Origin of the sequence: Terrabacter carboxydivorans (assembly GCF_039532035.1) — a bacterium.
Classification (GTDB): domain Bacteria; phylum Actinomycetota; class Actinomycetes; order Actinomycetales; family Dermatophilaceae; genus Terrabacter; species Terrabacter carboxydivorans.
On the sequence record NZ_BAAARE010000004.1, the window covers coordinates 251141 to 273686 of the forward strand.

A 22546-nucleotide genomic window follows, 5' to 3' on the forward strand; every position below is an offset into this window, starting at 1 on the left:
CTCACTCCACCCCCAGCAGCACGGGGTAGACGGCCTGGCCGCCGTCGATGAGCGACACCTCGATGCCGTGCTGCTCCCGCCTCGCCTCGTCGGCGACGGCCGGGAGCAGTCCCTCCGGGGCGTCGACGCCGGCGACGACGGTCACGAGCTCGCCGCCGCTCGCGAGGAGGCGGCGCACGACCTCGCGCGTCACCGAGAGCTGGTCGGAGCCGACGATGACGACGTCGCCGTCCACGACGCCGAGCACGTCACCGGCCTCGCACGGCCCGCCGCTCGTCAGGGCGGCCCGGTTGGCGACGGTGACGGCGCCGTGCCGGGTGGCCGACGCCGCCGCCTGCATCGCCAGAACGTTGGCCGAGGCCGGGGCCGAGGGCTCGAAGACGGCGAGGGCGGCGATGCCCTGCACGGCGGTGCGGACGTGCACGAGGTGTGCCTCGATGCCGTCGTCGGCGACGGCCCGGACCGCCGCCGCGGCAGCGAGCAGCGTGTCGCCGTCGTTGGGCAGCACGACGACGCCCGAGGCACCCCGGGCGTGCTGCTCGCGGATGGCGCCGATGAGACCGCCGGTGGACGCCCGCCGTCCGGGGCCGGAGCGCACGACCACGGCGCCGGCGTCCTCGAAGAGTCCCTCGAGCCCGACGCCCGCCGCGCACGCGACAATGGCTGCTCCGGCCCGTGGGACCGCGGCCGCCCCTGCGCCCCGCTCGAAGCGGCTGCCGGGCTCGTGCCCGTCGGTGAGTCGCGAGATGCGGACGCGGTGTGGTCGACCGGCCTCGATACCGGCCTCGACGGCCGCCCCGGCGTCGTCGACGTGCGCGTGGACGTTCCACTCGCCGTCGCCTCCGACGACGAGGACGGAGTCGCCGAGCTCGACGAGACGTGCCCGCAGGACCTCGACGGCGGCGTCGTCGGACTCCGCGAGGAGGTACATCACCTCGAACTCGGGGATGCCCTCGGTGTCGACGCTCGCGGGACGTCCACCGGCCAGGCCCGCGCCTGCCGGGTCGGGCCGGCGGCGGGAGCGGCGGTCGGAGTCCTCGGCACCGGACCGGGCCCGCTGGCCGGCGCACACCCGCTCCAGGCACTCGAGCAGCACGACGAGCCCGGCGCCGCCGGCGTCGACGACCCCGGCCCTCGCGAGCACCTCGAGCTGCTCGGGGGTGCGGGCCAGCGCCTCGCGGGAGGCCTCGACGGCGGCCGAGGCCACGACGTGCACGCCGACCGGCGTCTCCCCAGGGGCGTCGGACGGTGCGCCAGCCGATGGTGCGTCAGCCGACGGTGCGTCGCCGGACGGTACGTCGCCGGACGTGAGGTCGGCGCCGCAGGCCCGCTCCGCCGCCTCGGCCATCGCGCTCGCCACCGTGAGGATGGTCCCCTCCTTGGGGTCCGTCACGGCCTGTCGCGCCCGCGCCTCGGCGTGGCGCAGACCGATGGCCAGCACCCGACCGTCGATCTCCGCGGCGCCGGCACAGCCCTCGGCCAGGCCCCTGGCCAGCTGGCTGAGGATGACGCCGGAGTTGCCGCGGGCCGTCCAGAGCAGGTGCTTGGCGAAGACCGCGAGCAGCGCGTCGGCCGTCGCGACGTCGCTCGTGGCCAGGGTGCGCTCGACCGCGCCGTCGAAGGTGAGGTAGAGGTTGGTCCCCGTGTCGCCGTCGGGCACAGGGAAGACGTTGAGGGCGTCGATCTCGGCGCGCCTTGCCGCGAAGAGCGACCGGGTCAGGACCGCCCAGCGGCGCACGGCGACGAGGTCGAGCAGCGTCAGCGGCCCCTCGGGCGTCGGCTCGGCGCCGGGCATCGGACCTCCTGCTCGTCGGACGTGACCCGGCGCCCGGACGTCGTCCGGACCTCGAACGAGTCGCGGGCTCGCCGGTCCTCGGCAGGCTAGCGCCTCGGTCGGACCGTCGCATGCACCGCTGCGTGCCGAGCCGCGGCCGATCGGATGTCGAGTCCCTGCCGATCGGATGCCGAGTCCGTGCCGATCGGGTGCGGCTAGCGTGGTCGCCGTGCCGACCCCCTCGTCCGCCCACCACCGCAAGTCGTGGGCAGCCGCCCCTGACGGCTTCTTCGAGGTCGAGGCGGCCGGCCTGCGCTGGCTCGGCGAGGCGCAGCCCCTCGGTGGGGCCCGGGTCGTGGAGGTGCGAGGCGTCGGCCCCGACCACATCGACCTCGAGCGCCTGCACCCGGCGCGCCCGACCCCGGAGGCCGCCGAGGCTCTCGGGCGGGGCCTCGCGGTCACGCACGGCGCCGGCGCCCCGGCCTTCGGGTCGCCGCCGCCCGGATGGAGCGGCGACGCGTGGATCGGCCGGCAGACCCAGGGCAACGACCCCACCACGTCGTGGGGACGGTTCTACGCGGAGCAGCGGGTGCGCCCGTTCGTGCGCCGAGCCGTCGACCGCGGACACCTCGACGCCGTCGGCGCCCGCACCGTCGACCGGGTGTGCGACCGCCTGGCGTCGGGCGACTTCGACGACCACCGTGCGCCCGCGCGGATCCACGGCGACCTGTGGTCGGGCAACGTCGTCTTCACTGCTGCCGGCGCCGTCCTCATCGACCCCGCGGCGCACGGCGGGCACGGCCTCACGGACCTGGCGATGCTCGCGCTCTTCGGGTGCCCCGGCCTCGACCGGGTCCTCGCCGCCTACGAGGAGGCCGCCGGGCTCGAGCCGGGATGTCGGGCTCTCGTGGGCCTGCACCAGCTGCACCCGCTCGCCGTGCACGCGGCGTCGCACGGGCCTGCGTATGCCGTCCAGCTCGTCGAGTCCGCCCGCGCCTTCGCGTGAGGCGGGCTCGGACCCCGGCCCGGCGGCCCGCTCCGCCGTTTTGTCGTCCGAGCGACTCGTCGGCTACTCTTTACCGGTTCCCCCCGTGCACTGCGGGGTGACGCGCGCCCTCGTGTGCGTCGACCCGATCCGGTGGTGGAGCACAGCATTTCGTCGACATCGAACTTTCAGGAGATACCCGTGGCTGCCAACTGCGACGTCTGCGGCAAGGGACCGAGCTTCGGTCACAACATCTCGCACTCGCACCGCCGCACCAAGCGCCGCTGGAACCCCAACATCCAGCGCGTTCGGACGCTGGTGGACGGTGTGACGCCGAAGCGACTCAACGTCTGCACCTCCTGCCTCAAGGCGGGCAAGGTCGTTCGCTGAACGTCCCTCACCAACGTTGAAGGCCGGTCCCCGCACGGGGGCCGGCCTTCGTCGTGTCCGTCGTGTCACCCGTCCCCGCTCCCCCCGAGCCGTGGCCGGTATGCCGGGCACCCGGCATACGTGATGGTCCGCGACGTCGTGCAGGTGATCGCGCAGGTGAGGTCGCCCCGGCGCACCGGGCGCGCGATCTCGCGGCCGGTCCGACGACGGACACCCCCGTCGACGAGCGGGGCTGCGGCTCAGCCGTTGCGGAAGTGGTCCCACCCGGTGTGCGCGACGGCCCGACCCGCGACGACGATCCCGTCCGCCTCACCCTCTGCCGGCGCCCGGACCGAACCGATGACCCGCCATCCGTCCGTCACCGAGCCGGCCGGGAAGGTGGCGAGCAGCGAGTGCTCCTCCCCTCCGGCGAGCACGCAGTCGAGGGCCACCTCGGCCCCGAGCGCCCCGGTCAGGGCGTCGACGTCGCCCGCGAGCGCCCCTGGGTCCAGGTCGACGACGACGTGGCTCGCGTGCGCCAGGCGGCCACCGTCGCGCAGCAGGCCGTCGCTGAGGTCGAGCATGGCGGTGGCCCCGGCGGCGGCCGCCTCGGGCCCGGCCGCGAGCGGCGGCTGGGGACGCCGCTGACGCTCGACCGCCACGGGCAGCCGCTCGACCGCATCGGCCCGGAGCAGCCGCAGCCCCGCGTCGGCGAGACCGAGCGTCCCGTGGACGGCGAGGACGTCGCCCGGGCGGGCCCCCGATCGCAGCACCGGCTCGCCGTCGAGGCGTCCGAGGGCCGTGACCGAGACCATGACGACGCCCGCCGGCGCCGACGACAGGTCGCCGCCGAGCACCGCCACCCCGGCCTCGAGGCAGGCCTCGGACAGGCCGCGGACGTGGTCGAGCACCCACTCGAGCGAGAGCTCGGGGTCGGCGACGAGAGTGACGAGGACACCGGTGGGCCGGCCGCCCATGGCGGCCACGTCGGCGAGGTTCTGCGCCACGACCTTGTGACCGATGTCGGCGCCCGAGGACCAGGCGTCGAGCCAGTCGCGGCCGAGCACGACGGTGTCGGTCGTGGCGATGACGCGCCCCGTGGTGCGCAGCACGGCGGCGTCGTCGCCGGGCGCCACCACGAGGTCGTCGCTCACCGGGAAGCCGGGCAGGATGCGGGCCAGCAGCTCGTCCTCGTCGAGGGAGCGCAGCGGGGTGCCGCCCGTCATCATCGGGCCTCGCTCGACGCGGTCGAGCCGTTCGGCCCGCTCGAGTCCCTCGAGCCGCTCGGTGTTCGGCACGGACCACTCACCCTTCCGGTGGACGGCCCTCGTCGGGCCCGGTTTCCAGGGGACGTGGAGCCCCATGGCAAGGTAGCGTCAGGGCACGGTCACAGTCACACTGGGACCTGCCGTTCCGACCGGCCGGTGCCGGGCCATCGCGCCCCCTCCCGGCCGACCAACGATCGACACACAGTGAGGTGACACGTGGTCCAGGCCTACATCCTGATTCAGACCGAAGTCGGCAAGGCCGCGAGCGTGGCGGAGCAGATCGCCGGCATCTCGGGCGTGACCCTCGCCGAGGACGTGACGGGTCCCTACGACGTCATCGCCCGCGTGGAGGCCTCCAACGTCGACGACCTCGGTCGCCTCGTCATCGCCAAGCTCCAGGACGTCCCGGGCATCACCCGGACCCTGACCTGCACGGTCGTCCACGTCTGAGGCCGGCCCCCTGACCGGACGCCCGTACCTCACGACGGCGGCGCTCATCGGCGCCGCCGTCGTGCTGTCCGCGTGCAGCCACGCCCCCGAGGTCGCGCTGGCCCCCCAGGCATCCGCGCCGGTGTGCACGTCGGCGCCCTGGCCCGGTGAGGTCAGCGGCCACCCCCGCGTCACCACGCAGCCCGACGACCGCTCGGTCGCGGCGTGGGGCGACCCGGCGATCATCGCGCGCTGCGGCATGGACCCCCTCGCCCCCACGACGCAGGACTGCGTCACCGTCGACGGCGTCGACTGGGTCGTGCGACCGCTGTCCGACGGGTCGGCGGCCACGACCTACGGGCGCGACCCGGCCATCGAGGTGCTCGCGCCGGCGACCTACGGCGCCGTGCCCCTGCTCCTGCCGGCCTTCACCGCGGTCGCCAAGACCCTCCCGGAGACCGGCCGCCACTGCGTCGGCTGACCCGGCCGCACGGCATACGACCGTCCGTATGCCGTGTACTGACCCGTCACGCCGACGTGAGGGACGAGCACGGCGGGCACACCAGCGCCCACCCGGGGGCACGTCAGCGCAGGCCCGTGCGCCTCTCGAGGGCGAGCGAGATGAGCTCGTCGATGAGGTCGGGGTACGCCAGGCCGGACGCCGCCCACATGCGCGGGTACATCGAGTGCGGCGTGAAGCCCGGCATCGTGTTGATCTCGTTGATGACGACGTCGCCCGAGGGCGTGTAGAAGAAGTCGACCCGGGCCAGGCCCTCGCAGCCGGCGGCCTCGAAGGCGAGCACCGACATCTCCCGGATCCGGTCGGCCACCTCGGCCGGCACGTCGGCCGGGCAGTCGAGCCGCACGTCGCCGTCGGCGAGGTACTTCGCCTCGAAGTCGTAGAACGCGTGGCCCGACACGACGACGGCCTCGCCGAGCTCGGAGGTGCGCGGCCCGTCGGTGTCGTGTCCGTCGAGGACCCCGCACTCGATCTCGCGTCCGACGACGGCGGCCTCGACGACGACCTTGGGGTCGTGCTCGCGCGCGGCCTCGACGGCGGCGCGCAGGCCCGACGCGTCGTCGACCTTCGAGATGCCCATGCTCGAGCCGGCCCGGGCCGGCTTGACGAACACCGGCCAACCGAGCGGGTCGACTCGCGACAGGGCGGCCTCGGGGTCCCGGCGCCAGTCGCGGTCGGTGATGACGACGTACGGTCCGACCTTGAGACCGGCGGCCTCGAAGACGACCTTCATCATCGCCTTGTCCATCATGACCGCCGAGGCCGTGACACCGGAGCCGACATAGCGCACGTCGGCGAGGTCGAGCAGGCCCTGGATCGTGCCGTCCTCGCCGAACGGGCCGTGCAGGAGCGGGAAGACGACGTCGACGTCGCCGAGCGCGCGCGGCGGCTCACCGGGCTCGAGGACGGTCAGCGAGCGGTCACCGGTGCTCAGGGGCACGACGACGGACGCCCCGGCGCCGTCGACCTCGGGCGTCCGGCCGGGAAGCAGCCGCAGCGGCTCGGGGTCGTCGGCGACGAGCACCCAGTGGCCGTCGCGGGCGATGCCGACGGGGACGACGTCGTACTTGTCGCGGTCGATGGAGCGCAGGACGCTCGCGGCCGTCGAGCAGGAGACGGCATGCTCGGAGGAGCGGCCTCCGAAGACGATGGCGACGCGGGGGCGGCGGCTCGGCTGGTCGGGCTGGGGCTGGTCCGTGGTCATCAGACGAGACTCTATCCCGCCCCGTGGGCACCGCTCGTACCCTGACGAGGTGGTCAGGGAAGAGGACGCGCAGCAGCTGCAGGTGGAGACGTTCCTCGTGGCGTCCGGTCGTCCCGAGCGCTCCCCCGGCGCGTCGGTCAACGTGGGCGTCGAGCTGACGTCAACGTATGCCGCGGACGGCGTCGTCAACTACGCCCGGTCGGGCAACCCGACGTGGAACGCCTTCGAGGAGGCTCTCGGCGGCCTCGAGGGCGGTCACGCGCTCGTCCACGCCTCCGGGATGGGGGCCATCTCGGCGGCGCTGTCGCTCGTCCCTGCCGGTGGCACCGTCGTCGCACCCGACACGACATACAACGGCACCGGCGACCTGCTCGTGGCGCACGAGGAGGCGGGCGGGACCGTCGTCCGCGTCCACGCCACCGACACGGCGGGCTTCCTCAGCGCCCTCGAGTCGGCGGACCTGCTGTGGCTCGAGTCGCCGACCAACCCGCTCATGGACGTCACCGAGCTCGACGTGGTGCTCGCGCGCTCGCGTGAGCTCGGAATCACGAGCGTCGTCGACAACACCCTCTCCACCCCCCTGCTCTGCCGTCCGCTCGCGCTCGGCGCCGACGTGGTCGTGCACTCGGTGACGAAGTACCTCTCCGGCCACAGCGACGTCGTGCTCGGCGCGACGGTCGTCGGCGACACCGAGCGGGGACGCGGGCTGGGTGAGCGGCTCCGCCGCCACCGCACCCTGCACGGGGCCATCGCCGGGCCGATGGAGGTCTACCTCGCCCTCCGTGGCCTGCGCACGCTGGCGGTGCGCTTCGAGCGGGCCAGCGCCAACGCGGCCGAGCTCGCCGACCGTCTCCAGGGCCACCCCGGCGTCGCACGGGTGCGCTACCCCGGCGCCGGCGCGATCCTGTCGGTCGACGTCGCGGGCGACGCCGACGCCGCCGAGCGGGTCTGCGCCGCGACCAGGCTGTGGCTGCACTCGACGAGCCTGGGCGGGGTGGAGTCGCAGCTCGAGCGCCGGCGGCGCCACCCCTCGGAGTCCACGGAGGTGCCCGTCAGCCTGCTGCGACTCTCGGTCGGCATCGAGCACGTCGAGGACCTCTGGGCCGACCTGGACCAGGCTCTCCGGGCCGTCTGAGCCCGACTCTGAGATCTCCCCCAGAATCCTCCGGGAGGGTTGGCCGTTCGCCGCGGGTCGTCCGCGGCCGCCGCCGACCCCTGCGAAGGATCCTCACGTGAGCAACCTGCTCGACCTCAGCACTGCGGTTCTGGGCGGGCCTGGGCACGCTCGTGGCGGTCGGGGCCAACCAGCCCGTGGCCGCGCTCGTGGCCGAGGCCCGGCCGTATGCCACCCACCCCTCCGTGCTCGTGCTCGTCGACCGGTCGACCGACTGGTCGTTCCCCTCCGACCACTCCGTCATGGCGGGTGCCGCTGCGATGGGGCTCCTGCTCGTGTCGAGGCGGCTCGGTGCCGTCGCGGCGGTCGCGGCGGTGCTGATGGCGGCCGTGCGGGTCTACGTCGGTGCGCACTACCCCCTCGACGTGGTGGCCGGCCTGGCGCTCGGCGCGGTCGTCGTGGTCGTCGGGTGGCTGCTCGTGCGTCGACCGCTCACCTGTCTCGTGCACCGCGGCCGGGCGCTGCCCGTCGTCGACCGCGTGCTCGCGCCCAGCGCCCTGGAGGCCTGAGCGCCACGACCGCCGGCGTATGCCGTGCAGGAGCGGTCGTCGGCCTGCCTCCCTCCGGCCGGGTTCGTCGTCGTCGCGCCTCGCGGACGTGGATCGTCCGAGTCCGCGCCTAGGTTGGGCGCATGGACATGCTGACGGGAACCCAGATCACCGAGGCCGCCCTCACCGACTGGCGCAAGCTGGGCCAGGGCCTGCACGGCCGCTACCTCGTCGACGACTTCGCGAGCGGTGCCCGGTTCGTCTCGGCGATCGCCCAGGCGGGTGACGCCACGGCCCACCACCCCCTCGTGACGATGGGCGACACGTACGTCGACCTGGTGCTCGTCAGCGACGACGCGGTCCACCGCGACGCCGACGGCATCGACCACGTCGTCGAGTGGGTGACGCAGCAGGACGTCGACCTCGCGCGCCGCATCTCCGAGCTGGCGGCCGACCTCGGCGCCCGGCCCGACCCGACCGCCGTCACGACCGTCGAGCTCGCCCTCGACACGGCGCATGCAGACGCGGTCTCCCTCGTGTGGGCGGCCCTGCTGACCGGGTCGACGGATGCCCGGGGCCGGGGCACCATCGGCGACGACGTGCGCGACGCGACCCGCCGCGTGCCGATCCTGTGGTTCCAGGAGACCGACGAGCACGAGACCCCGCGTCAGCGCTTCCACCTCGACGTGTGGGTCGCACCCGAGGTGGCCGACGAGCGCATCGCCGCCGCAGTCGCCGCGGGCGGGGTCGTCGTCGACGACAGCCAGGCCCCGTCGTTCACCGTCATCGCCGACCAGGACGGCAACAAGGCATGCGTCTGCACCTCGCTGCGAGCCGCCTCGGAGGGCTGACCACCGCCGGGAGCAGCGCGGAACCGGCTCGGCGTCAGTGCTTCTCGGCCTTGAGGTCGCGTGACATCAGGCGCGGGCCGACCTCGCTCGCCGAGTGCCCGTCACGGATGACCGCGACCACCTGCTCGCAGATCGGCATGTCGACGTCGTGCTGCTGGGCCAGCGTGAGGATCGACTCGCACGACTTGACCCCCTCCGTCGTCGTCCGGAGCTCGGCCGTCGCCTCGGCGACGGTCATGCCGCGCCCGAGCCGCACGCCGAAGCTGTGGTTGCGCGACAGCGGGGACATGCACGTCGCGATGAGGTCGCCCACGCCGGCGAGGCCCATGAACGTCTGGGGGTGGGCTCCCAGGGCGAGCCCGAGACGCGTCGTCTCGGCGAGGCCGCGGGTGATGATCGTGGCCTTGGTGTTGTCGCCGAAACCCATGCCCTCGGCCATCCCCGAGGCCAGCGCCACGACGTTCTTCGTCGCCCCGCACACCTCGGCCCCGGTCACGTCCGTGTCGGTGTAGGGGCGGAACCACGGCGTCGCACAGGCGGCGGCCACGCGCTCGGCCGTGGCCATGTCACGACAGGCGACGACGCCGGCGGCCGGCTGCCGACGGGCGATCTCCGGCGCCAGGTTGGGGCCCGACACGACGACGACGCGGTCGGCCTCGACGTGGGCCGCCTCGGCGATGACCTCGCTCATCCGCATCGTCGTCCCCAGCTCGACGCCCTTCATCAGCGAGACGACCGGCACCCCTGCCGGGATGGCGTCGCCCCACTGGACGAGGTTGTCGCGCAACGTCTGCGACGGGACGGCGAGCACGACGACGTCGGCGGAGTCGAGCGCCTCGGCGGGGTCGACGGTGGCACGGACCGCCGAGGGCAGGTCGAGCTCCGGCAGGTAGGCCTCGTTGCGTCCCCCGTTGATGGCGTCGGCGACCTCGGCACGGCGGGCCCACATGGTGACGCCGCACCCGGCGTCGGCGAGGATCATCGCGAAAGCCGTGCCCCAGTTGCCGCTGCCCAGCACCGCGACCCGCGTCGTCACGCCCCGTCCCCGTCCGTGTCGGCCGCCGGCCTCGGGCGCCCGATCTCGTGGTGCTTCAACGGGTTGCCGATCTCGGGGACCCCGTGGGTGCGTGGGTCGAAACGCTCGGTGGGTCGCTTCTCGCCGCGCAGCTCCTCGAGCAGCTCGGTGATGCGGTCCATGAGCCGGTCGGTCGCCTCGCGCAGGATCTTCGTGTCGATCGGCCGGTCGTAGAGGTCCGACAGGTCGACGGGCGGACCGGCATACATCATCATCGTCTTGCGCGGGAAGAGCGAGGGCCGGTGGCCGTAGGGCGACAGGATCTCCTGGGCACCCCACTGCGCCACCGGGACCAGCGGGCAGCGCGTCTCGAGCGCGACGCGGGCGGCGCCCGTCTTGCCGCGCATCGGCCACAGGTCGGGGTCGCGCGTGATGGTCCCCTCGGGGAAGATGCCCAGCGCCTTGCCGTCGCGCACGCCCTGGACGGCAGCGCGGTAGGAGTCGGTCGCCGCAGCCGAGTTGCGGTAGACCGGGATCTGCCCGCACTTCTTGAGCAGCCAGCCCGCGACCGGGATCGCGAAGAGGCTGTCCTTGCCGAGGAAGTAGGCCTCGCGGCCGCTGTCGAACATGAAGTGGGCGAAGACGAGAGGGTCGGCGTAGGAGATGTGGTTGGTCGACACGACGAAGCCACCCTCGGAGGGGATGTTCTCGAGCCCGCGCCAGTCGCGCTTCGTGACCCACATCAGCACGGGCCGGAGCACGAACGCGACGGCCCGATAGGCCCAGGGCAGCCGCCTCTTGCGTGCGCCGGCAGTCACGTGGTCACGTCCTTCTCGTCGTGCGCACGCCGGTCGACGTGGCTGGCTTCATCTTGTCCACCTCGCGGCGCGGTGTCGAGCAGCACGGCGGCGAGTGGGACGATATCGCCAGCATGACGATCTCACCCGACACGCCTCCCACCGCAGCCCGGTCCCTCCAGTGGCAGGTCGTGGTCCCCGTCAAGGACACGCGCCACGGCAAGTCGCGCCTGGCGCGCGCGGTCGGCTCGGACCGCGCCGACCTCAGTGCGGCCATCGCGACCGACACGCTCTCCGCCGCGCTCGAGGCCGTCGGGTCGGCACGTCTGGTCCTCGTCTCGAGCGACGTGACCCTGTCGGGCACGTGGCGGGACAGGGGCGTTCGCGTGGTCCCCGACCCTGGCGGCGGGCTCAACGACGCGATCCGAGCGGGTATGCGTGTGGCCGGTTCGGGCGCCCACGTGGCGGCCCTGCTGGGCGACCTCCCAGCACTCGACGCCTCCTCGCTGCGAAGGGCGCTGGAGGTCGCGGGCCTGCAGGGCGAGTCGTTCGTGCCCGATGCGGACGGGACCGGCACGGTGCTGCGCTGCGGCCAGGACTTCACGCCGCGCTTCGGCGCCGCCAGCGCCTCCCGCCACGAAGCCGACGGCGCCCTGCGCCTCGAGCTGCCGCTCCCCCGCCTGCGCACCGACGTCGACGACGCCCGGAGCCTGTCCCGAGCGAGACGTCTCGGTCTCGGCGCCGCGACGCGTGCGGTCCTGCACCACCGCGCATCTGGTTGGATCAGGAGCATGCAGGCCACGGTCCACCGCTTCGACCCCGAGACCCACACCGGCAGCGTGCTGCGCGACGACGGCGTGGAGCTGGCGTTCGAGGCGTCGGCCTTCGACTCGAGCGGCCTGCGCCTGCTGCGCATCGGCCAGCGGCTCACGGTCGAGGTGGTCGACGACCTCGTGGTCGCGCTGCACATCGTGGGCGTCGGTCCGGGACAGCCGATCCGCTGACGCGCACTGACGAGCCCTGACGCGCACTGACGGCGCTCGAGGCCCGACGGCCCGCGGCGGCCGGAGCCTGACACGCACGTGGGCCCGGCCGATCCCGGCCGGGCCCACGTGGGGCGAGCGGCGACCCGGTTGCGGGCGCCGCTCGGTGGTCACCTGGAGGCGGTCTTCTTCGTCGCGGCCTTGCGGGTCGTCGTCTTCTTCGCAGCGGTCGTCTTCGTGGCGGCGGCCTTGGCCGTCGTCTTGCGGGCCGTGGCCTTGGTCGTCGCGGCGGCCTTGGTCGCGGTCCTGGCGGCGGTCGCACGCTTGGCCGGAGCGGCCTTCGTCGCCGTCGTGCGCTTGGCGGTCGTCCTGGCCGGAGCGGCCTTCGTCGCCGTCGTGCGCTTGGCGGTCGTCCTGGCCGGAGCAGCCTTGGCCGTCGTGGTGCGGGCCGCGGCCTTGGTGGCGGAGGCGGCCTTGGTCGCGGTCTTGGCGGTCGTGCGCTTGGCCGGAGCGGCCTTGGTGGCAGCCGCCTTGGAGGTCGCCGTCGTCCGCTTCGCTGCGGCCTTCGCCGGAGCGGCCTTGGTGGCCGTGGCAGTCCGCTTCGCCGTGGTCTTCTTGGCCGGTGCGGCAGCGACCGAGGACCCGGCCGAGGCGCGCGAGGCAGCCGACTCGGTCTTGGAGAGCTTCTTGGCGCCCGACACGACCTCCTTGAAGTTCGTGCCCGAGCGGAACTTCGGGACGCGGGTCTTCTTGATCTTCACCGTCGCCCCCGTCTTGGGGTTGCGGCCGGTGCGCGCGGCGCGGTCGGCGCGCTCGAAGGTGCCGAAGCCGGTGATGCCGACCTTGCCGCCACGGGCGACCTCACGGATGACGACGTCGAGGAACGCCTCGAGCGAGTCGGAGGCGACCTTCTTGCTGCCGAGCTTGGCCTCGAGTGCGTCGATCAGTTCTGCCTTGTTCACGTCTTCCCCTCCAGAGGACTGTCGGTGTCAGGCGACCCGACGATGTGAGTCCGGAACCGGTCCGGCTAACTCCTGACGTTAGGCCGCTGCGGCGAGCACGTCCATCACCACTCAGTGGGTTTTTCGTTGTGTCGCAAGGAGTTTGACGGGTTCTGACCGGGCTGGAGAGGCCTCCGGGAGCCTGTCGACCCGCGCCCCGTGGAGACGCATAGGAAAACGGATCCCCCTGCCAGGCAAGGGGATCCGTTCAGATTCGTGGATCAGGAGGGCGTCCCGGTCCGACCGTCAGGCCGGGCTGGTCACCGGCTTGTGGCTCGGGCGCCGGGACTCGAAATCTGCGACGAGATCCTCGTGTCGAAGGGTCAGTCCGATGTCGTCGAGACCCTCGAGCAGCCGCCAACGGGTGTAGTCGTCGATCTCGAAGGGCGCCACGATCTCGCCGGCGCGGACCGACCGCGCCACCAGGTCGACCGTGATCTCGGCGCCCGGGTTGTTCTCGAGGTACTTCCAGATCAGCTCGACGTCGTCCTGCGAGACGATCGCGGTGAGCAGCCCCTGCTTGCCGCTGTTGCCGCGGAAGATGTCGGCGAAGCGGGAGCTGATGACGACGCGGAAGCCCCAGTTCATCAGGGCCCACACGGCATGCTCGCGACTCGACCCGGTGCCGAAGTCAGGACCGGCCACGAGGACCGAGCCGTCGGCAAACACCGGGTTGTTGAGGACGAAGGACTCGTCCTTGCGCCAGGCGGCGAAGAGGCCGTCCTCGAACCCGGTGCGCGTCACGCGCTTGAGGTACTCGGCCGGGATGATCTGGTCGGTGTCGACGTTGCTGCGGCGCAGGGGCACCCCGACGCCGGTGTGGGTCTCGAACTTCTCCATGGCTCAGGCCTCTCCGGTCGTCGCGGAAGCCAGCTCGCCGTGCGAACGGTCGGCGGCTCCGGGGGTCGTGTCGTCGAGGTCAGCCGGGCTCGACAGGGTGCCGCGGACCGCCGTGGCGGCCGCGACGAGCGGGCTGACGAGGTGGGTGCGACCGCCCTTGCCCTGGCGGCCCTCGAAGTTGCGGTTGGACGTCGAGGCGCTGCGCTCCCCAGGAGCCAGGGTGTCGGGGTTCATGCCGAGGCACATCGAGCAGCCGGGCAGGCGCCACTCGGCGCCGGCCGCGGTGAACACCTTGTCGAGGCCCTCGGACTCGGCCTGCAGACGCACCTTGGCCGAACCGGGCACGACGAGCATGCGCACGCCGTCCGCGACGTGGTGACCCTGCACCACGGCGGCGGCCGCACGCAGGTCCTCGATGCGCCCGTTGGTGCACGAGCCGACGAAGACGGTGTCGACCTTGATGTCGCGCAGCGGGGTGCCGGGCTCGAGACCCATGTAGGCCAGGGCGTTCTCGGCGGCGACGCGGTCGCTCTCGTCGGCGAACTCCTCGGGGTCGGGCACCGAGGCGGACAGCGGCAGGCCCTGTCCCGGGTTGGTGCCCCACGTGACGAAGGGCGTCAGGTCGGCGGCGTCGAGGTCGACCTCGGCGTCGAAGACGGCGTCGTCGTCGGAGCGGAGCGCGGTCCACTCGGCGACGGCAGCGTCCCAGTCGGCGCCGGTGGGCGCGTGCGGACGACCCTGGAGGTAGTCGAAGGTCACCTGGTCGGGGGCGATCATCCCGGCGCGGGCGCCGGCCTCGATCGACATGTTGCACACCGTCATCCGGGCTTCCATCGACAGGGCCTCGATGGCCTCGCCGCGGTACTCGATGACGTAGCCCTGGCCACCGCCGGTGCCGATCTTGGCGATGACGGCCAGCACGACGTCCTTGGCCGTGACACCGTCGGGGAGCGCACCGCGCACGTTGACGGCGAGGGTCCGGAACGGCTTGAGCGGCAGCGTCTGGGTGGCGAGCACGTGCTCGACCTCCGAGGTGCCGATGCCGAAGGCGAGCGCCCCGAAGGCGCCGTGGGTCGAGGTGTGGCTGTCGCCGCACACGACGGTCATGCCCGGCTGCGTCAGGCCGAGCTGCGGCCCCACGACGTGGACGATGCCCTGGTCGGCGTCACCCATCGGGTAGAGCCGGACGCCGAACTCCTCGCAGTTGCGGCGGAGCGTCTCGACCTGGACCTTCGAGACCGGGTCGGTGATGGGGCCCGGCGTCGTCGGGACGTTGTGGTCCTCGGTCGCGAGCGTCAGGTCGGGCCTACGGACGGGGCGCCCGGCGAGGCGGAGGCCGTCGAAGGCCTGCGGACTCGTGACCTCGTGGAGCAGGTGGAGGTCGATGTAGAGCAGATCGGGCTCTCCCTCGGCGCGACGAACGACGTGTGCGTCCCAGACCTTCTCGGCCAGTGTCCCTGCCATGACTCCCTCTGACTTCCCTCCGCGACGGCGTTCCGATGCCCGAGCGGCGCGCGCCATCGAGGACCGGGTCGCGACATCGCTCTTCCGAAAGACTGGACCTTTTATGGGTCAGGTGGATTGACGTCTCAGTGCCTGAGACGTCAGTATCAGTGCATGGACAACTCTTCAGGGGTCGGCGTTCTCGACAAGGCCGCGACCGTGCTGGGCGCCCTCGAGGCCGGACCGGCCACCCTCGCCCAGCTCGTCGGCGCCACCGGGCTCGCGCGACCGACCGCCCACCGTCTCGCGGTCGCCCTCGAGCACCACCGCCTCGTCTCGCGCGACATGCAGGGCCGCTTCGTGCTCGGCCCGCGCCTCGGCGAGCTGGCCTCGGCCGCGGGCGAGGACCGTCTGCTCGCTGCAGCCGGCCCCGTGCTCGGTGCCCTGCGCGACCACACCAACGAGAGCGCGCAGCTCTTCCGCCGCCAGGGCGACCAGCGCATCTGCGTCGCCGCGGCCGAGCGCCCCGTCGGCCTGCGCGACTCGATCCCCGTCGGCGCGACGCTGTCGATGCTCGCCGGCTCCGCCGCCCAGGTGCTGCTCGCCTGGGAGGAGCCGGACCGCCTCCACCGCGGACTGCAGGGTGCGGCGTTCACCGCGACGGCCCTCTCCGGCGTCCGCCGCCGCGGCTGGGCCCAGAGCGTCGCCGAGCGCGAGGCCGGGGTCGCGTCCGTGTCGGCCCCCGTCCGCGGCCCGTCGGGTCGGGTCGTGGCCGCCGTGTCCATCTCCGGTCCGATCGAGCGCCTCTCGCGCCAGCCCGGCCGCCTGCACGCCGCCACGGTCGTCGCCGGCGCCAACAAGCTGACCGAGGTTCTGCGCCGCCACCACGCGATGCAGCAGCAGCAACAGCAGCAGCACAACGCCTGAGCACCTCCTGCCCGCGGGGCGCTCCGTCCCGACCCCCGCGCGACCCCCCGGCCCGACCCCGTCGCACGCCACCACGGCTCGACCTGGACGCACGACCTGAGCACGCCTGCACAACGGATCGGTCACGATCGGTATCACCACCGATGCCGGGACAACCATTCCGGGGGTGCTCGCGTCACTCTCGGTGCAGTGCAACGACGCACGGCACGTCGCGTTCAGACAAGGGGTCATGATGCAGGCAGCCAGCTCACCGGTCCGCGCCACGGCTGGGGTGCGCCGCGCCCTGGTGCTCGCCGGCGCCATCGCCATGGTCGTCGCGTCGACGGCCTGCACCCCGAACCAGACGGTCGACCGGGGAGCCGGCGCGACCGGCACGGGGGTTGCGGGCAGCGGCACCCCGTCCGGCCCGACGACCACCGAGTCGCCCTCGAGCGCGCCGACGACGGTCCCGACGACCACCCCGAGCACGTCGCCCACCTCCGCACCTCCGGCCACGACACCCGTGCCGGCGCCGACGAAGCCCGTGACGAAGCCGGCGACGCCGACGAAGACGGCCGAGCCCGCCCCGGCACCGGTGGTCGTGCTGCGGCCCGGCGACTCGGGCCCCAAGGTGCGCGCGCTCCAGGCGCGACTGCGCCAGCTCAACTGGTTCGAGGGCGACGTCAACAACGGCTACGGCTCCCGGACCACGGCGGCGGTGCGCGGCTTCCAGGCCAAGCGCGGCTTCGACGCGACCGGAGTCCTCGACGAGCGCACGTGGGACAGGCTCGTCGCCATGACGCACACGCCGACCTCCGACGAGCTCGCCAACGTCAAGCCCACACTCGTGCAGCCGAAGCCGGGTGCCATCTCCTGGGACGTCGACCCGCGCTGCCTGACCGGTCGCGTCATGTGCGTCAGCAAGACGACCAGGCAGCTGACGTGGGTCGTCGACGGCGTGCCGCAGTACGGCTTCGACGTCCGCTTCGGCAGCGACGAGCTGCCCACCCGCGAGGGCGTCTTCTCCGTCTACAAGAAGCAGGTCGACGTCATCTCGAACCTCTACCACACGCCGATGCCCTACTCGATGTTCTTCTCGGGCGGCCAGGCGGTGCACTACTCCTCGAACTTCGCCCGCCTCGGCTACGCAGGGGCCTCGCACGGCTGCATCAACGTGCGCAACAAGCCCCTCCTCGTCCAGCTCTACGGCGAGGTGCGCATCGGTGACAAGGTCGTCGTCCACTGGTGAGCGGTCACGGCCACGCGACCGGACGGCATACGACCGCACGGGTGCCGGCGGACGCGTCATGGCGCGGCCGTAGGCTGACCTGACACCCAGGTCACCCCAGGAGGCACCGTGCTCAAGGTTGGTTGGAAGGCGTCGGCGGAGCAGTTCGGTCCCCGCGACCTCGTCACGTATGCCGTGCAGGCCGAGGAGGTCGGCCTCGACTCGGTCTTCATCTCCGACCACTTCCAGCCCTGGCGCCACGAGGGCGGGCACGCACCCTTCGCGATGAGCTGGCTGGCTGCCGCCGGCGAGCGCACGGAGCGGGTCGTCCTCGGCACGTCCGTCATGACCCCGACCTTCCGCTACAACCCCGCAGTCGTCGCCCAGGCGTTCGCCACGCTGGGCGCCCTCAACCCCGGTCGCGTGGTGCTCGGCATAGGCACGGGCGAGGCCCTCAACGAGGTGGCGGTCGGTGCGGCGGGCTCGCCGTGGCCGGAGTTCAAGGAGCGCTTCGCGCGGATGCGCGAGGCGGTCACGCTCATGCGGCGCCTCTGGACCGAGGACCGGGTCGAGTTCGAGGGCGACTACTACCGCACCCACGGGGCATCGATCTACGACCGGCCCGACGAGCCGGTGCCCGTCTACGTCGCCGCCGGCGGACCGCTCGTCGCGCGGTATGCCGGCCGGTCGGGTGACGGGTTCATCTGCACGTCCGGCAAGGGCCGCGAGCTCTACGAGGACAAGCTGCTGCCGGCCGTCGACGAGGGCCTCGAGAAGTCGGGCCGCACCCGCGACGACCTCGACCGGATGATCGAGATCAAGCTGTCCTACGACCGCGACCCCCAGCAGGCCCTGCACAACGTCCGCTTCTGGGCACCGCTGTCGCTCAGCGCCGAGCAGAAGCACGGCGTGGACGATCCCACCGAGATGGAGCGGCTCGCCGACGAGCTGTCCGACGAGGAGATCGCCAAGCGCTGGATCGTCACCAGCGACCCGGCCGAGGCGGTCGAGGCGGTGCGGCAGTACGTCGACTGGGGCTTCAACCACGTCGTCTTCCACGCGCCGGGCCACGACCAGGGCCGGTTCCTCGAGCAGTTCTCCGCCGACGTGCTGCCCGGCCTGCGCGAGCTGGCCTGACGACGCGTCCCCGGCGGGCAAGCTGCCCGACCGCCCCCGCGACCCGGGCCCCGACCACTAGCATCCAGGACAGGGAGGGCGCGATCACCGACGCGTAGGGGGCGGTTCGGATGCCGGCAGGAGGTCCCGCGGAGGCCACGGGTGGGGCGACCACTCTCCCCGCCACTCGCACGGCTCGTGCCGCTCAGGTGGCCCGGATGGCCCGGCGCGTGCCCTTCACCGTCGCGGTCGTCTCGACGATGGTGGTCCTCGGTGTGGGGACGCAGTCGCTCTGGTCGCCGCTGCAGGACCGCGACCTGCTGGAGACCGTGGCCTACGGGCTCCCTGCGCTGCAGGCCGGTCGGTGGTGGACGCCCGTCAGTGGTGCGTTCTTCGCGCTCGTCCCGGCGCAGTACCTCCCCGTCGCCGGAGGCGCGCTGCTGCTGGTCGGGTGGGCAGAGCTGCGCCTCGGCACGCGCCTCGTCGCGGTGGCGTCGGCCGCCGGCCACTTGGCGGGCGTGCTCGGCGCGGCCCTCGTGCTGCTCGTGCTGTCGCAGACCGGGTGGGCGTGGGCCGACCGAACCGCCGCCGTGCTCGACGTCGGTTTCAGCGCCGGAGCCCTGGGCGCCGTGGCCGCGGCCAGCGCGACGCTCCTGCCGCCGTGGCGCGGTCGGCTCCGCCTCGTGCTGAGCCTCTATGCCGGTCTGGCGCTGCTCTACGTCGGGCTGCTCTGGGACCTCGAGCACCTGCTGGCGGTCCTCGTCGGGCTGGCTGTCGGTCCGCTGCTGCTCGGGCGACGACCGAGACCCGAGCTGCCGACCTTCAGCCGGCACGAGTGGCGCATCATCGCCTCGACGCTGTTCGTCGTCTCCGCCGTCGTGCGCATCCTGCTCTACTTCACCCCGTCCGACGGGCCGCTCGGTGCCTCGACCTCCGACTCCGACGCCACGACCGTCCTCGTCGGGGCCGCGATCTCGCTCGCCCTGGCGTGGGGCCTCGGGCGCGGGTCACGGCGCACGTGGCAGCTGGCCGGCGCCCTGGCCTCGCTCTCGGTGCTCGTCGGGCTCGCGGCCCTGGTCCTGGAGCTCCTCGCCCCCGACGAGCTCGACGCCCAGGGCGACATCGTGTCGTCGGTGCCGCAGCTCGTCGTCGACAACCTGCTGTGGCTCCTGCAGCTCGTCGTGCTCGTCGCCGGCCGAGCGGCCTTCCAGGCACGGTCCGGGCGGCGTCGGCGGGCCGAGCTCGCGGCCGGCTCGAGCGACCGGGACACCGCCATCGGCCTGCTCAAGACCCACGGCGGTTCGACGATGTCGTGGATGGGCACGTGGCCCGACAACCACTGGTTCATCCACCGCGACCCGGACGGCACGCCGCTGGGCTACGTCGCCTTCCAGGTGCATCGCGGCACCGCGATCGCCCTCGGCGACCCGGTCGCCGCCGACCGGCCGACGCGCGACGCCGTGCTCCGGGCCTTCGTCGACGAGCAGGAGCTGCACGGCCTCAAGGTGTGCTTCTTCTCCGTGACCCGGGAGGTCGCGGACTGGGGTCGGGCGCACGGTCGGCGCGACGTGCTCGTGGCCGAGGAGGCGATCATCGACCTGCCCGACCTCGAGTTCAAGGGCAGGTCGTGGCAGAGCGTGCGCACGGCCCTGAACCGGGCCGCGAAGGACGGGATCACCTACCGCGAGGGCCGTCTCGCCGACATGCCGCGGGGCCTGCTCTCGCAGGTCCGCGCGATCTCCGAGCTGTGGGTCTCCGACAAGGGACTCCCGGAGATGGGGTTCACCCTGGGAGGGGTCGACGAGGCCCTCGACCCCGACACGGTGGTCGGGTTGGCCGTCGACGCCGACATGACCGTGCACGGCGTCACGTCGTGGCTGCCCGTCCACTCGCCCGGCGGCGAGGTCCGCGGGTGGACCCTCGACGTCATGCGCCGCCTGCCCGACGGCTTCCGCCCGGTGACGGAGTTCCTCATCGCGAGCGCGTGCCTGTCCTTCCGCGACCAGGGCGCGTCGTTCGTGTCGCTGTCCGGTGCACCGCTGGCCCACTCCGGCGACGGCACGGCCGAGCGGGCGTCCCTCGAGCGGCTCCTCGACCAACTGGGCGAGGCGATGGAGCCGCTCTACGGCTTCCGCTCGCTCGAGAGCTTCAAGCAGAAGTTCCGTCCCCGCCACGAGCCGGTCCACCTCGTCTTCTCCGACGAGGCCGCGCTGCCCCGGATCGGGCTCGCCCTGACCTCGGCGTACCTGCCCGGCGCCTCCCTGCGGGACCTGGCCCGGGCGGGGCTCCAGTCCCGCAGGGACGACGATCACGTGTCCTTGTAGGGCCGCTTCTCGAGGACGGAGGCGAGGGCGGCGGTCTTCTCGGGCGTCCAGCCGGGCGGGTTCGTCACGGCGACCCAGGACTCGAGGTTGGACGTGGCGGAGTAGAGGTGGCCGTAGCCCATCGGAATGCTTCCGGCGCCGGGCAGGTCGAGCAGCACCTGCCACATGGTGACGAGCGGGAACCAGCCCATGCGGGCCGAGACGTCGGGCCCCCGCTCCCCGTCCTTGAGCCACTCGGGCGAGCTGAACGCCATGCTCGGGGAGAAGAAGACGATGGGGTCGCTGGCGTGCTGGAGGTAGACGAGGCGCGTCGGGCCCCAGACCGTGCCCCCGCGACCGAGGCCGTTCTGCTCGGCGGTGAACCGGACTGTGCGCCCCTGCTCGTAGACGGGCAGGTATGCCGGGCTGTCGGGTTGGCGCTGCGCCGTGAGCCGGGCGTGCATCTCGTTGACGAACGGCGGCCCCGACATGAGGGCGCCGTCGATCGGCTCGTTGATGACGTTGATCGAGCTGAGGATGCTCTCGACGCCCAGCGAGCCGAGGGACAGCCCGTAGAGGTAGAGCTTGGGCAGCCCGGTCTCGGGCAGGGTCGACCAGTACTGGTGCACCGTGTCGAAGACGACGCGTGAGGTCTCGCGGACCGCGTCCTGGTCGGCGAGCAGGGAGATCCACGACGGGAGGTAGGAGTACTGCACGCCGGCGATGGCGGTGTCGCCGTTCCAGAGGAACTCGAGCGGGTCGGTGCCGTTCTGGTCGAGGAAGCCGGTGCCGGTCGTCGTGGCGATGACGAGGACCTTGCGGTCGAAGGCGCCGGTGCGCTTCAGCTCGGCCAGCACGAGGTCGGCGCGCCCCTGCACCGTGTCGGCGGAGCGCAGGCCCGCGTAGACGCGGATCGGCTCCTTGGCCCCGCCACCGTTGGCCGCGTCGAGCTCCGCGACGGACGGGCCGCCACCGACGAAGTAGCGGCCCTGACGGCCGAGCAGCTCCCAGCTCGACAGGGACTGCGGGCTGCCCGAGCGCTCGGGCTCGGTGGTTCGTCGCATGTCCTCGGCGATGAGGGTGTCGCGAGGCGCGAAGATGTTGTTGGCGACGGTGAAGAAGCCGTTGACGAGCACGCCCGTCAGGATCGACCAGATCAGGGCGAGCAGGACCGCCGAGCCCACGACCACCGCCACGCGACGCGGCAGCCGGCGCCCGAGCCACCGGAAGACGGTGCGGAAGAGCAGCCGCAGCCCCCGCGACGCGGCGAGGATCAGCACGGCGAGCAGCAGGGTCAGCCCGATGATGACCGGCCACTGCGTCGGGGAGGCGGGCTCCATGCCGTAGAGCGTGCGGATCTCGTTCTGCCAGCCGACCTGGCGCCATCCGGTGAAGACCGCCGCCCAGAGGCCCAGCCCCACGAAGATCGCCACGAGGACCCGCCGCGCCCGGCCGGGGACGCTGGGGATCCCGAGGTAGCGCCAGAGGGCCTGGGCGCCGGCTCCGAGGCCGTAGCCGATCATGACGGTGACCCCGGAGGCGATGCCCTGGACCATGGCCCCGCGGGGCAGGAGCGACGGCAGGAGCGAGAGGGCGAAGAACCAGGCCGCGACCGTGAGACCGACCCCGGAGAACGTCGTGTCGAAGACCCTGCGTGGAGCGCCGAGCGAGGGTCGCCAGGGGCGACGCCGGGCCGGGACCGCCGGAGGGGCAGCGGTGGTCTGAGCGGTCATGGCGTCTGCTCCTTGCTCGGCGTGGCCTATGACGAGCGCCAGCATAGGACGGCGTGCAGCCGAGAACCCCTGACATGCAAGAAGACCCCGGTCCGTGTGGACCGGGGTCTTCCTCTGCT

At 72.9% G+C, this 22546-nt stretch carries 21 protein-coding genes; 12 read left to right on the forward strand and 9 right to left on the reverse strand.

Annotated features, from left to right (window positions below; translation table 11 throughout):
* Position 1: 1 nt before the first annotated feature.
* Positions 2 to 1795: a DAK2 domain-containing protein gene (locus ABD297_RS06340; protein WP_344253984.1), complete on the reverse strand. Its 1794-nt coding sequence runs from the start codon at positions 1793 to 1795 to the stop codon at positions 2 to 4.
* A gap of 208 nt (positions 1796 to 2003) precedes the next feature.
* Here ABD297_RS06340 and ABD297_RS06345 point away from each other — a divergent pair, with 208 nt between their 5' ends.
* Complete coding sequence (locus tag ABD297_RS06345; protein ID WP_425581135.1) at positions 2004 to 2780, forward strand: fructosamine kinase family protein; 777 nt, start codon at positions 2004 to 2006, stop codon at positions 2778 to 2780.
* A gap of 180 nt (positions 2781 to 2960) precedes the next feature.
* Complete coding sequence (rpmB, locus tag ABD297_RS06350; RefSeq protein WP_020142801.1) at positions 2961 to 3149, forward strand: 50S ribosomal protein L28; 189 nt, start codon at positions 2961 to 2963, stop codon at positions 3147 to 3149.
* Positions 3150 to 3388: 239 nt separating this feature from the next.
* On the opposite strand, the gene thiL is transcribed toward rpmB, so the two are convergent.
* Complete coding sequence (gene thiL, locus ABD297_RS06355) at positions 3389 to 4357, reverse strand: thiamine-phosphate kinase (protein ID WP_425581137.1); 969 nt, start codon at positions 4355 to 4357, stop codon at positions 3389 to 3391.
* Between the two features lie 255 nt (positions 4358 to 4612).
* Between thiL and ABD297_RS06360 the strand changes: the two genes are divergently transcribed.
* A complete protein-coding gene (locus ABD297_RS06360) occupies positions 4613 to 4846 on the forward strand; it encodes an Lrp/AsnC family transcriptional regulator (RefSeq protein WP_030146698.1) in 234 nt (77 codons plus the stop codon).
* 61 nt (positions 4847 to 4907) lie between these two features.
* Positions 4908 to 5306, forward strand: a complete 399-nt coding sequence (locus tag ABD297_RS06365; protein ID WP_344253987.1) for a DUF3515 family protein — start codon at positions 4908 to 4910, stop codon at positions 5304 to 5306.
* A gap of 103 nt (positions 5307 to 5409) precedes the next feature.
* Here ABD297_RS06365 and ABD297_RS06370 read toward each other — a convergent pair whose 3' ends face one another.
* Complete coding sequence (locus tag ABD297_RS06370; protein ID WP_344253988.1) at positions 5410 to 6549, reverse strand: D-alanine--D-alanine ligase family protein; 1140 nt, start codon at positions 6547 to 6549, stop codon at positions 5410 to 5412.
* A gap of 49 nt (positions 6550 to 6598) precedes the next feature.
* Between ABD297_RS06370 and ABD297_RS06375 the strand changes: the two genes are divergently transcribed.
* The 3 genes from ABD297_RS06375 (at position 6599) to ABD297_RS06385 (ending at position 9062) form a co-directional block, all read left to right on the forward strand.
* Entirely contained in the window at positions 6599 to 7684 is a 1086-nt protein-coding gene (locus ABD297_RS06375; protein ID WP_344253990.1) for a trans-sulfuration enzyme family protein, read from the forward strand.
* Between the two features lie 140 nt (positions 7685 to 7824).
* Positions 7825 to 8232: a phosphatase PAP2 family protein gene (locus ABD297_RS06380; RefSeq protein WP_344254019.1), complete on the forward strand. Its 408-nt coding sequence runs from the start codon at positions 7825 to 7827 to the stop codon at positions 8230 to 8232.
* Positions 8233 to 8354: 122 nt separating this feature from the next.
* Positions 8355 to 9062 carry a VOC family protein gene (locus ABD297_RS06385; RefSeq protein ID WP_344253991.1) on the forward strand — a complete coding sequence of 236 codons (708 nt, stop codon included), beginning with the start codon at positions 8355 to 8357 and terminating at the stop codon, positions 9060 to 9062.
* Positions 9063 to 9096: 34 nt separating this feature from the next.
* Here the strand turns inward: ABD297_RS06385 and ABD297_RS06390 are convergent, their stop codons facing one another.
* Together ABD297_RS06390 and ABD297_RS06395 are read right to left on the reverse strand one after the other, a co-directional pair.
* Entirely contained in the window at positions 9097 to 10098 is a 1002-nt protein-coding gene (locus ABD297_RS06390) for an NAD(P)H-dependent glycerol-3-phosphate dehydrogenase (RefSeq protein WP_344253992.1), read from the reverse strand.
* Positions 10095 to 10895 (reverse strand): lysophospholipid acyltransferase family protein, encoded by an 801-nt coding sequence (locus ABD297_RS06395; protein ID WP_344253993.1) that lies wholly within the window; start codon positions 10893 to 10895, stop codon positions 10095 to 10097. Before ABD297_RS06395 ends, ABD297_RS06390 begins: the two co-directional genes overlap by 4 nt.
* 113 nt (positions 10896 to 11008) lie before the next feature.
* On the opposite strand from ABD297_RS06395, the gene cofC reads away from it, so the two are divergent.
* Positions 11009 to 11878: a 2-phospho-L-lactate guanylyltransferase gene (cofC, locus tag ABD297_RS06400; RefSeq protein WP_344253994.1), complete on the forward strand. Its 870-nt coding sequence runs from the start codon at positions 11009 to 11011 to the stop codon at positions 11876 to 11878.
* Between the two features lie 149 nt (positions 11879 to 12027).
* On the opposite strand, the gene ABD297_RS06405 is transcribed toward cofC, so the two are convergent.
* From ABD297_RS06405 to leuC, 3 genes are all read right to left on the reverse strand, one after another.
* Complete coding sequence (locus ABD297_RS06405; protein WP_344253996.1) at positions 12028 to 12819, reverse strand: HU family DNA-binding protein; 792 nt, start codon at positions 12817 to 12819, stop codon at positions 12028 to 12030.
* Positions 12820 to 13104: 285 nt separating this feature from the next.
* Positions 13105 to 13698: a 3-isopropylmalate dehydratase small subunit gene (gene leuD / locus ABD297_RS06410; RefSeq protein ID WP_344253998.1), complete on the reverse strand. Its 594-nt coding sequence runs from the start codon at positions 13696 to 13698 to the stop codon at positions 13105 to 13107.
* A 3-nt stretch (positions 13699 to 13701) separates the two neighbouring features.
* The gene (leuC, locus tag ABD297_RS06415; protein ID WP_344253999.1) at positions 13702 to 15162 is read right to left on the reverse strand and encodes a 3-isopropylmalate dehydratase large subunit; all 1461 of its coding nucleotides are present in this window, start codon (positions 15160 to 15162) and stop codon (positions 13702 to 13704) included.
* 153 nt (positions 15163 to 15315) lie between these two features.
* Here leuC and ABD297_RS06420 point away from each other — a divergent pair, with 153 nt between their 5' ends.
* The 4 genes from ABD297_RS06420 (at position 15316) to ABD297_RS06435 (ending at position 20715) form a co-directional block, all read left to right on the forward strand.
* Positions 15316 to 16068, forward strand: a complete 753-nt coding sequence (locus ABD297_RS06420) for an IclR family transcriptional regulator (protein WP_020142814.1) — start codon at positions 15316 to 15318, stop codon at positions 16066 to 16068.
* 229 nt (positions 16069 to 16297) lie between these two features.
* Positions 16298 to 17296: a L,D-transpeptidase family protein gene (locus ABD297_RS06425; protein ID WP_344254000.1), complete on the forward strand. Its 999-nt coding sequence runs from the start codon at positions 16298 to 16300 to the stop codon at positions 17294 to 17296.
* A 108-nt stretch (positions 17297 to 17404) separates the two neighbouring features.
* Positions 17405 to 18412: a glucose-6-phosphate dehydrogenase (coenzyme-F420) gene (gene fgd / locus ABD297_RS06430; protein WP_344254001.1), complete on the forward strand. Its 1008-nt coding sequence runs from the start codon at positions 17405 to 17407 to the stop codon at positions 18410 to 18412.
* Between the two features lie 197 nt (positions 18413 to 18609).
* Positions 18610 to 20715 carry a bifunctional lysylphosphatidylglycerol flippase/synthetase MprF gene (locus ABD297_RS06435; RefSeq protein ID WP_344254002.1) on the forward strand — a complete coding sequence of 702 codons (2106 nt, stop codon included), beginning with the start codon at positions 18610 to 18612 and terminating at the stop codon, positions 20713 to 20715.
* Here ABD297_RS06435 and ABD297_RS06440 read toward each other — a convergent pair.
* Complete coding sequence (locus ABD297_RS06440) at positions 20700 to 22427, reverse strand: alpha/beta hydrolase (RefSeq protein ID WP_344254003.1); 1728 nt, start codon at positions 22425 to 22427, stop codon at positions 20700 to 20702. The two genes, ABD297_RS06435 and ABD297_RS06440, sit on opposite strands and share 16 nt — an antisense overlap.
* Positions 22428 to 22546: the final 119 nt, after the last annotated feature.